Source organism: Actinocorallia lasiicapitis, assembly GCF_054778695.1.
In genome coordinates, this window is sequence record NZ_BAAGZI010000236.1 from 1 (window position 1) to 9134 (window position 9134).

The following is a 9134-nucleotide window of genomic DNA, read 5'->3' on the forward strand; positions in this document are numbered from 1 at the left end:
CGCGGCAGCGGCGACGGCGAGCGGCGGGACGCCGACGGCCGCACCGGCGGCCGGGGCCGAGCCGCGGTGGACCCGGTCGGGGACGAAGTACTATCTCGCGATCCAGGGCGACACCGTGCTCAGCATGGACCCCGAAGGGATGGTGGCGCTCGACCTCGCCGAGGGCACCCCGCTGTGGGACAGGACCGCTGACTCGTTCTACCCGCCCAAGGCGCGGGACGGCCGTGTCTACGTGGTCGAGAGCTCCGACACCGTCAGCGCCCTCGACCCGCGGACCGGCGAGAAGCTGTGGAGCGCGGAGCTGCGCGGCCAGAAGGCCGAGCACCTCTACCCGCTCACGCCCGGCCTGCTGGCCGTCTCCGACAAGGCGAACACCCTCTACGGTTTCGACGCGTCGAGGGGCAAGCGGCTCTGGTCGTTCGCGTCGGGCGAAGCCCTGCACGTGCCCTGGGAGTACGCGCGGGGCACGGTGCTGGCGGTCGCGTTCGTGGGCACCTGGCCGTTCCGCGCCGTCGCCCTGTCCGCGCGGAACGGCCGGCGGCGCTGGTCGCACTCCGCCCGGCTGCACGTCGCGTGCGGCGACGGCGAACGGTTCTACGTCCTGGATGAGGACCTCCGGCTCAAAGCCCTCGACCCGGCCTCGGGGAAGGTCGTCTGGAACGTGGCGAGCGGCCTGCCCCGCCAGGGCTCGAAGGAGGACAGTCCCGACTACTACCTGACGTTCGAGGAGGGCACCGTCGTCTGCACGACCGGCGGTCTGGAGCCGAACCTCCTCACCGCGTTCGACGCGAAGTCCGGCCGGCGCCGCTGGCGGGTCGAGACGGACGGATCCACCACGTGGGTCCGCTCCGGCGGGACGTTCTGCTACCTCCAGGAGTCGCTGCGCGCCATCGACTTCGGCACCGGGGCCGCGCTCTGGACGGCCGAGAAGCCGCCCACCACACCCGACGCGTCCTCCACCAGCATCATCGGCGGGGTCGAGAACCAGGTCGTCACCGCTTCCGGCACCGGTTTCCAGGGCTGGGACCTGGCGACCGGCGCGCCGGTCTGGACCAAGCCCCGCGCGGGGGCCGACCGGCCGACCTGGTTCGTCCAGCGCGCCAGGGACCGCCTCGTCCTGTCGGGCGACGACACCGTCCTCGCCTATGACTTCCCCGGCGCCGCGGCGCCTTCCCGTGGTTAGCCGGCGCCGAGGTAGGCGTCGGAGATCGCGTTGTCGGCGGCGAGGCGGGCGATCGGCCCCGCCGCGGTGACCTCGCCGTGCGCCAGGACGTACGCGGTGGAGCAGAGCGACTGCGCCAGCGCGACGTTCTGGTCGACCAGCAGGATCGTGGTGCCCTCCGCGGCGATCGAGTGCAGCACCGCGGCGATCTCCTTGACGGCCACCGGCGACAGCCCGCTCGACGGCTCGTCGAGCAGCAGCAGTTTCGGCGCCGACATCAGGGCCCGCGCGATCGCCACGATCTGCTGCTGCCCGCCGCTCAACCGGCCGGCGGGCTCGGCGCGCCGGTCGGCGACCCACGGGAACCGGGTGTAGGCGGCGGTCAGCCGGGCCTGGCGGGTCCTGCGGGGTGTGCCGTGCGCCGCGAGCAGCAGATTGTCCTCGATGGTCATGTTGGGGAACAGCCGCCGGTTCTCGGGGCAGAGCGCCAGCCCGGCCCTGACCAGCGCGCCCGTGTCGTAGGACGTGACGTCGGCCCCGTCGAACAGGATCCGGCCGGAGCGGCGCGGCACCCGGGCGTGGACGCCCAGCAGGGTCGTGGTCTTGCCCGCGCCGTTCGCGCCGAGCAGCCCGGTGACGGTTCCGGCGGCGGCGTGCAGCGAGATGTTCCGGACGGCCGTGGTCGGCCCGAAGGCGACGGTGAGGTTCTCGACGGTGAGCATGTCAGGAGCCCCCCAGGTAGGAGGCGATGACGGCCTCGTCGGAGCGGATCTGTTCGGGGGTGCCGGTCGCCAGGACGGCTCCGGCCGCCATGACCAGCACGGAGTCGGCCAGCGGCATCAGGAAGTGCATGTTGTGGTCGACCACGACGACCGCGACGCTCAGCTCGGACGACACCCGTTTGACGGCCGTGGCGAGCGCGTCGGCTTCGGCGTGGTCCATGCCGACGGCCGGTTCGTCCAGCAGCAGGACCCGCGGGCCGGTCGCCAGCGCGAGCGCGATCATCGACAGCCGCTGGGCGGCGCTGGTCAGCGCGGAGCAGGGGACGTCCAGCCGTCCGGCGAGGCCGAGCAGCCCGGCGATCGCCTCGTCGCTCCAGGGGGTGCGGCGGCCGCGCCGTTCACGGCGGGCCAGCCGGAGGCTGTCGCGCAGCGTCCAGCTCGGGAACAGCCGGGTCGTCTGGAAGGTGCGGGCGATCCCGGCGCGGACGGCGTGGTGCGCCCCGTTCCCGGATGCGACCCGCCCGTCCAGCACGACCCTGCCCTCGGTCGGCTCGTGTGTGCCGGCGAGCATTCCGAGCAGGGTCGTCTTTCCCGATCCGTTGGGCCCGATCAGCCCGAGCACCGAGCCGGGGTCGAGGGTGAAGGACACCCCGTCGACGGCGGCGACCCCGCCGAAGCGCTTGACCAGCCGGTCGACGGTGAGCAGCGCGGTCATGGGGTCTCCTTCACGGGGTGGCGCCCGGACCGCAGCCGCGCCCAGACGGTGGTGATCCCGCCGAGGAGCCCGTTCGGGACGATCAGGGTGACGGCGATGAACAGCACGCCGAGGACGATCTGGCTGACTCCGGGGCCGAGCTTGATGAGCTGGGTGAAGCCGAGCACGATGACGCTGCCGACGAGCGGGGCGAGCAGCCGTCCCGAGCCGCCGATGCCGATCGCGACGAACATCAGGAAGCTCTGCACGAACGTGAACTGGGACGGCGCGATCACCCCGTTGTACTGGGCGAACAGCACTCCGGCCCAGGCGCCGAACCCGGCCGACACCACGATGGCGAGCAGTTTCACCCGGGCCGTCGGCACCCCGACGTGCTGGGCGAGGTCCTCGTCCTCGCGGATGGCGCGCAGCCGGTCCCCGAACTGGCGGCGTTCGATCACGTAGAACGCGGTCAGCGCGAGCCCGAGCGACGCGGCGAGCAGTACGACCGTCGCGTCGAGGGAGAATCCGAGGTCCACGGGACGGCCGTTGGGGCCGCCGGTGAACTTTGCGGCGTTCGTGAACACCAGGGTCGTGACGGCCGTGAAGAACATCGTGCCGATCGCGAAGTACTGGCCTCTGGTCCGGCCGAAGACGAGGCCGACGCCGAGCCCGGCCAGCATCGTCCCGCCGACGGCGAGCGCCGCGGCGGCCACCATCGGCAGCCCCTTCTCCAGCAGGATCGCCGACAGGTAGGCGCCGCCGCCGAAGAACGAGGCGTGCGCGAGGCTGGGGTAGCCGCCGAGCCCCTGGACGAGGTTGAGCCCGGTCAGCGCGATCGTCCAGACGACGACCAGCAGCGCGACCTGCCCCTGGTCGCCTTCGAGGCCGGTGAGTAGCGCGTAGGCCAGGACGCTGAGGGCGGCGATGCCGCCGAGCGCCGCGCCGTGCCGCAGCAGTGCGGGCATGTCAGGCCACCCTTCGGGCGTTCGTGCTGAGCAGGCCGTTGGGCCGCCACACGAGGATGATCACGAGCATGAGGAAGCCGAACGCGCTCTGGTAGGCGGAGCTGACGTAGGCGGCGCCGAGGCTTTCGACGATGCCGAGCACCAGCCCGCCCGCGACCGCTCCCCACACGCTGCCGAGCCCGCCGAGCACCACCACGACGAACGCGCTGAGCAGCACCTCGTCGGCCATGAACGGGGAGACCTGGAAGGTCGGCGCGTAGGCGACGGCCGCGACCCCGGCGAGCAGGCCCGCGATGAGGAAGGCGAGCGTGTACTGGCGGCGCATCGGGATGCCGAGCATCGCGGCGGCCTCCCGGTCCTGGGCGACGGCGCGCATCGCCCGTCCGAGCGACGTGCGGGACAGCAGCAGGTGCAGGCCGAGCAGCGAAACGATCGCGAGGAGGATCAGCGCGGCCTTCACCCCGGACAGGGAGACCGAGCCGGCCCGGAACAGGACGTCGTCGTAGGGGGTGTCGAGGGCCTTGCCCTCGCCGCCGAAGCCGCGCAGCGCGACGTTCTGCAGGATCAGCAGCAGCCCGAGCGCGACGGCCGGCGCCGCCGCGGGCCGGTCGATGATCCACCGGTAGGCGAACACCTCGGTCAGGACCGACACCAGCCCGCCGGCCGCGATCCCGGCCAGGGCGGCCAGGCCGAAGGGGACTCCGGCCTGGCCGACCGACCAGGTGGTGTACGCGGCGAGCACGATCACTCCGGCGTGCGCGAAGTTCGGCACCTCCATGACGCCGTAGACCAGCGTCAGGCCGACCGCGACGACGGCGAACAGGCAGCCGAGGAACACCCCGTTGGTCAGGACCTGGATCACTTGCAGGCGTCCTTCGCGAAGACCGGGGTGACGATCTTGTCGTTCTGGACGTCGAAGGTCAGGGCGCTGTCGATGGTCTCGGAACCGGCACACCAGGCGGTGACCTCGGACGCCGTGCGGGCGCCGCGCTCGCTGAACATCAGCCCGGAGCCGGGGGCGGCGATCCAGCCGCTGACGGTTCCGGCGGGCACCTTGATCTCGTTCAGCGCCTTGGTGATCTTCTCGGGGTCGCTGACGGTGCCGGTCTTGGCCATCGCCTCGGCGACGACGAACGGGTAGTCGTAGGCCCACATCGTCAGGTCCTGCGGGTAGGCGTTGAACTTGGCCTGGTAGGCGTCGGCGAAGGACTTGGCGGCCGGGTTCTGGGACGTCGTCGGGAGCGTTCCCGCGCAGTCGTAGTTGTCCTTCATGATCGAGTCGAACTGGCCGCCGAGGATCGCCTTGGCCTGGTCGGCGTTGACCCCGCTGCTGTGCAGGACGGGGCCGGTGTAGCCGGACTGGCGGAGCTGCTTGAGCACCGGCAGGATCACGCCGGTGACGCTCGACAGGTAGATCGCGTCGGGCTTGGCGGCCGTCGCGGCGCCGATGGCGTTGCTGTAGTCGGTGGCGCCGAGCGGGTAGGACGAGCTCGCGCCGACCTTGATGCCCTCGTCGGCGGCGGACTTCTCGACGAGCTTGGTGTTGCCCTCGCCGTACGGCTCGCCCTTGGCCGTGATGATCGAGATGGACTTGGCGCCGAGCTTCCGCTTGGCGTAGAAGAGGCAGCCGGGCACGTAGGTGGTGGCCGCGCCGCGGGTGAGGAACTGGTGCTCGTCGCCGGTGATGACGCTCGGGTAGGTGGAGTCCAGGATGTTGATCATCGCGACGGGGTTCCGCTTGAGCTGCGGCACGTAGGTCGCCGAGCCGAGCCCGTAGGCGATCACCGGCAGGTCCTGGGCCTGGCTCATCTCGCGCAGCGCCGTGACGCCCGTGGTGGCGGGGTCGGACTTGTCGTCGGCGTAGCTGACCTCGAAGGTGTGCTTCTTGCCGTCGACCGTGAAGCCGGTCTTGTTGAGCTCCTCGACGCCCATCGTGATGGCATTCCGCTGGGCGGGGCCGAGGGTCGAGTACACGCCGGACATCGAGAGCAGCGCGCCGATCTTGACGGGGCCGCCTTCGCCGGAGCCGGAGCCCTTGTCGGCGTCCGAGCCGCCGCAGGCGGCGGTGGTGAGGGCGAGGAGGCCGGCCAGGACGGCGGCGGAAGCTGATCGAGAGTTCATGGGGATCCTCCGTCTGGGGGTGTGAGGCGCAGCACACTCTAGGTATGGGCAGCAGGACTTTCAAGGGGTACGTTCGACATTGTCGAATTTGGTTTCACTTACAAGCGTTGTACGGAGGTGACGGATGGCGGGTTCCATCCAGTCGCTCGAACGGGCGGCCGCGATCCTGCGGCTCCTCGCCGGCGGCGAGCGCAGGCTGGCACTGTCCGACGTGGCGGTGACCTTGGGTCTCGCCAAGGGGACGGCCCACGGGATCCTGCGGACCCTGCAGCAGGAGGGCTTCGTCGAACAGGACCCCGGCACCGGCCGCTACCAGCTCGGCGCGGAGCTGCTGCGGCTCGGCAACAGCTACCTCGACGTGCACGACCTGCGGGCGCGCTCCCTGATGTGGGCCGACGACCTGGCCAGGGTGACCGGGGAGAGCGTCCGGATCGGGGTGCTGCACCAGGGCGGCGTCCTGGTCGTCCACCATGTGTTCCGGCCGGACGACAGCAGGCAGGCCCTGGAGGTCGGCTCGATGCTGCCGCTGCACGCCACCGCCTGGGGCAAGGTGCTGCTCGCGTTCGATCCGGTGGCGCACGGCGAGCTCGAACCCGAGCTCAAGCCGTTCACCCGGCGCACCCTGGTCGAACGGGCCGCGCTGGACGCCGCGTGCGAACGGATCCGGGACCAGGGCTGGGCCGGTGAGCTGGAGGAGGCCGTGGACGGGCTGGCCGGGATCGCCGCCCCGATCAGGGACCGGCGGGGCAGCCCGATGGGCGCCGTCGGGATCGGCGGGGCGGTCGAGCGGATCGCCGTGGACGGCGAGTTCCCCGCCCGGCTGGTCGCCGCCGTCAGGGACGCCGCGCGCGCGATCGGACGCGACCTCGGCGCGACGATCTTCTGACCGATGTTGTTCGGCATTGTCGAATCCAGTACTGTGACCGCAACCACCCACCTTGACCGACCGGAGGGCCCGCGTGGCGAAGCGCTACATCGCGGCGATCGACCAGGGCACGACGTCGAGCCGCTGCATCATCTTCGACTCCGACAGTCATATCCTCGCTGTTGACCAGCGCGAACACCGCCAGATCTTCCCCCGGCCCGGCTGGGTCGAGCACGACGCGTCCCAGATCTGGAGCCGGGTGCAGGAGGTAGCCGCGGGCGCGCTCGGCAAGGCCGGGCTGAGCCCGTCCGACCTGACCGCGGTCGGCATCACCAACCAGCGCGAGACCACCGTCATCTGGGACCGTGCGACGGGCCGTCCGGTGCACCACGCGCTCGTCTGGCAGGACACCCGCACCGAGGCGCTCTGCGGCGAACTCGCCGCCGACGGCGGCCGCGACCGGTTCGCCGCGAAGACCGGGCTGCCGCTCGCGTCCTACTTCGCCGGACCGAAGATCCGCTGGCTGCTCGACAACGTGCCCGGGCTGCGGGAGCGCGCCGACCGCGGCGAACTGCTGTTCGGCACGATGGACACCTGGGTCATCTGGAACCTGACCGGCGGCGCGGTCCACGTCACGGACGTCACCAACGCCAGCCGCACCCTGCTGATGAACCTCGCGACCCTCGACTGGGACGACGAGATCCTCGCCGCCCTGGACATCCCCCGCTCGCTGCTCCCCGAGATCCGCTCCTCGGCCGAGGTGTACGGGACGGCCCGCGGCGTGCTGGAGGGCGTGCCGATCGCGGCGGCGCTCGGCGACCAGCAGGCGGCACTGTTCGGGCAGACCTGCTTCAACGTCGGCGACGCCAAATCGACGTACGGCACCGGCAGTTTCCTGCTGCTCAACACCGGGACCGAACCGGTCACCTCCGAGCACGGCCTGCTGACGACCGTCGGCTACCAGCTCGGCTCCGACCAGCCCGTGTACGCGCTCGAAGGGTCGATCGCCAACACCGGCTCGCTCACCCAGTGGCTCCGCGACCGGATCGGCCTCATCTCGACGGCCGCCGAGATCGAGACCCTCGCGCTGACCGTCGAGGACAACGGCGGCCTCTACCTGGTGCCCGCGTTCTCCGGGCTGTTCGCGCCGCACTGGCGGCCCGACGCCCGCGGCGTGATCGTCGGGCTGACCGGGTTCGCCGGGAAGGGGCATCTCGCGCGCTGCGTGCTGGAGGCGACGGCGTTCCAGACCCGCGACGTCGTCGAGGCGATGGTCCTGGACTCCGGCGTCGCGCTGAAGACCCTGAAGGTCGACGGCGGGATGACCGCCAACAACCTGCTCATGCAGACCATCGCCGACATGCTCGACGTCCCGGTCGCCCGGCCGTTCGTCTCCGAGACGACCTGTCTGGGCGCGGCCCACGCGGCCGGGCTGGTCGTCGGGGTCTGGCCCGACCTGGACGCGCTGCGCGCCGAGTGGCGGCGCGCCGCCGAATGGACGCCCCGGCTGGATCCCCGGATCCGCGACCGGCGGCTCCGCAAGTACCGCAAAGCCGTCGAGCTGGCCAAAGGCTGGATCGACGAGGACGACGACACCGAGGACGGACGGGCATGAACACGATCACCTCAGGGACCGACCGGGCACAGGCTCGGGACGAACTCGGGCGGGGCACCTTCGATCTGCTGGTGATCGGTGGTGGGATCGTGGGGATCGCGGCGGCGTGGACGGCTGCTCAGGCGGGGTTGCGGGTGGCGGTCGTGGACGCCGGTGACTTCGCCGGAGCCACCTCCAGCGCCTCCACCAAACTGGTCCATGGTGGGTTGCGGTATCTGCAGACCGGGAACGTGCGCCTGGTGGCGGAGAACCACCGGGAACGGCGCAGCCTCGCCGCGGAAGTCGCACCCCATCTGGTGAATCCGCGGAAATTCCTGGTGCCGATCTACGCCGACGGTCCGCATGGGGCCGCGAAACTCGGGGCCGGGGTGTTCTTGTATTCGGCGTTGTCGGCGTTCGGTGACGGTCTGGGCCGGGTCATCGGCAAGAACCACGCTCTCGACCAGGTGCCGGCGTTGCGTCCGGAGGGGTTGAAGGCCGCCGCTGTCTATACCGATCATCAGATGAATGATTCCCGGGTTGCGATCATGACGGTGCGGGCGGCGGTGGCGGCGGGTGCGGTGGTCCTCAACCACGCCGCCGTGCAGGGCCTGCGGACCTCTGCCGGGCGGGTCGTGGGCGCGGATCTCCGCGACGCCCTGAACGGCACCGAATTCTCCGTGTCCGCCCGCCTGGTGCTGAACGCCACAGGCCCATGGGTCGACAAACTCCGGACGATGGAAGACCCCGGGGCGGCTCCGAGTGTCCGGTTGTCCAAGGGCGCCCACATCGTGGTCAAACGCCACCAGCCCTGGAAAGCCGCCGTCACCGTCCCCATCGACAAATACCGCGTCTCCTTCGCCATCCCCTGGGAAGACCACCTCCTGCTCGGCACCACCGACGAGGCCTACGAAGGCGAACCCGGCGACGTCCGCGCCACCGATGCCGACATCACCCAGATCCTCGACGAGGCGGGCACCGCGCTGGACGGGATCAATGCCGACGACG

9 protein-coding genes are annotated in these 9134 nt (G+C 71.2%); 4 read left to right on the forward strand and 5 right to left on the reverse strand.

The window, feature by feature from the left end:
- A partial coding sequence (locus ACYVE7_RS22580) for a PQQ-binding-like beta-propeller repeat protein (protein ID WP_460366998.1) occupies positions 1–1183 on the forward strand: 1183 nt, incomplete at its 5' end.
- On the opposite strand, the gene ACYVE7_RS22585 is transcribed toward ACYVE7_RS22580, so the two are convergent.
- From ACYVE7_RS22585 to ACYVE7_RS22605, 5 genes are read right to left on the reverse strand one after another with little or no spacing between them, the layout of a single operon-like run.
- Positions 1180–1884: an ABC transporter ATP-binding protein gene (locus ACYVE7_RS22585; protein WP_460366999.1), complete on the reverse strand. Its 705-nt coding sequence runs from the start codon at positions 1882–1884 to the stop codon at positions 1180–1182. The genes ACYVE7_RS22580 and ACYVE7_RS22585 overlap by 4 nt on opposite strands.
- Position 1885: 1 nt before the next feature.
- Positions 1886–2599 carry an ABC transporter ATP-binding protein gene (locus tag ACYVE7_RS22590; protein WP_460367000.1) on the reverse strand — a complete coding sequence of 238 codons (714 nt, stop codon included), beginning with the start codon at positions 2597–2599 and terminating at the stop codon, positions 1886–1888.
- A complete protein-coding gene (locus tag ACYVE7_RS22595) occupies positions 2596–3546 on the reverse strand; it encodes a branched-chain amino acid ABC transporter permease (RefSeq protein WP_460367001.1) in 951 nt (316 codons plus the stop codon). Before ACYVE7_RS22595 ends, ACYVE7_RS22590 begins: the two co-directional genes overlap by 4 nt.
- 1 nt (position 3547) lies before the next feature.
- Positions 3548–4408: a branched-chain amino acid ABC transporter permease gene (locus tag ACYVE7_RS22600; RefSeq protein ID WP_460367002.1), complete on the reverse strand. Its 861-nt coding sequence runs from the start codon at positions 4406–4408 to the stop codon at positions 3548–3550.
- Positions 4405–5667, reverse strand: a complete 1263-nt coding sequence (locus ACYVE7_RS22605; RefSeq protein ID WP_460367003.1) for an ABC transporter substrate-binding protein — start codon at positions 5665–5667, stop codon at positions 4405–4407. Before ACYVE7_RS22605 ends, ACYVE7_RS22600 begins: the two co-directional genes overlap by 4 nt.
- 124 nt (positions 5668–5791) lie before the next feature.
- Here ACYVE7_RS22605 and ACYVE7_RS22610 point away from each other — a divergent pair, with 124 nt between their 5' ends.
- The 3 genes from ACYVE7_RS22610 to ACYVE7_RS22620 form a co-directional block, all read left to right on the forward strand.
- Positions 5792–6553: an IclR family transcriptional regulator gene (locus ACYVE7_RS22610; protein ID WP_460367004.1), complete on the forward strand. Its 762-nt coding sequence runs from the start codon at positions 5792–5794 to the stop codon at positions 6551–6553.
- Positions 6554–6626: 73 nt separating this feature from the next.
- Entirely contained in the window at positions 6627–8147 is a 1521-nt protein-coding gene (glpK, locus tag ACYVE7_RS22615; protein WP_460367005.1) for a glycerol kinase GlpK, read from the forward strand.
- Positions 8144–9134: glycerol-3-phosphate dehydrogenase/oxidase (locus tag ACYVE7_RS22620; RefSeq protein ID WP_460367006.1), on the forward strand; the 991-nt coding region annotated here is incomplete at its 3' end. The genes glpK and ACYVE7_RS22620, both read left to right, overlap by 4 nt.

Excerpts from the sequence above, each read along its gene's own strand:
- ACYVE7_RS22585 (WP_460366999.1), bottom strand. The coding sequence starts at position 1,884 with ATGCTCACCGTCGAGAACCTCACCGTCGCCTTCGGGCCGACCACGGCC.
- ACYVE7_RS22590 (WP_460367000.1), bottom strand. The coding sequence starts at position 2,599 with ATGACCGCGCTGCTCACCGTCGACCGGCTGGTCAAGCGCTTCGGCGGG.
- ACYVE7_RS22595 (WP_460367001.1), bottom strand. The coding sequence starts at position 3,546 with ATGCCCGCACTGCTGCGGCACGGCGCGGCGCTCGGCGGCATCGCCGCC.
- ACYVE7_RS22605 (WP_460367003.1), bottom strand. The coding sequence starts at position 5,667 with ATGAACTCTCGATCAGCTTCCGCCGCCGTCCTGGCCGGCCTCCTCGCC.
- ACYVE7_RS22610 (WP_460367004.1), top strand. The coding sequence starts at position 5,792 with ATGGCGGGTTCCATCCAGTCGCTCGAACGGGCGGCCGCGATCCTGCGG.